We start from the raw sequence: 414 nt of genomic DNA, 5'->3' as shown, positions 1-414 counted from the left end.
TCGGTGGGGTAACCCTTACGGGAGCCAGCCGCCGAAGGTGGGGCAGATGATTGGGGTGAAGTCGTAACAAGGTAGCCGTATCGGAAGGTGCGGCTGGATCACCTCCTTTCTAAGGATATTTACGGAAACAGGAACTTTGTTCCTAGCACGTTGACGTTTGATTTTGTTCAGTTTTGAAGGTTCAATTTGAAACTTCATGACTAGATTTGGGGCCTTAGCTCAGCTGGGAGAGCGCCTGCTTTGCACGCAGGAGGTCAGCGGTTCGATCCCGCTAGGCTCCACCATAGTATGTTCTTTGAAAACTGGATAGAAGCAACACATTGTATGACCAAAGCAAAAAACCGAGTAAGATACACCGCCATTTTAGGTTAAGTTAGAAAGGGCGCACGGTGGATGCCTTGGCACTAGGAGCCG

1 tRNA gene and 1 rRNA gene are annotated in these 414 nt (G+C 49.8%); both read left to right on the top strand.

Annotation, left to right across the window (positions count from 1 at the left end):
- Positions 1-109 (top strand): 16S ribosomal RNA (locus M3221_RS25710); the annotation flags it as partial.
- Between the two features lie 99 nt (positions 110-208).
- Positions 209-284, top strand: a tRNA-Ala gene (locus M3221_RS25705).
- Positions 285-414 lie beyond the last annotated feature (130 nt).

It is taken from the genome of Domibacillus indicus, assembly GCF_023715895.1.
GTDB lineage: Bacteria > Bacillota > Bacilli > Bacillales > Domibacillaceae > Domibacillus > Domibacillus indicus_A.
The sequence above is the reverse complement of the archived record's forward strand: the minus strand, read 5'-3'. Positions and strand labels throughout refer to the sequence as shown.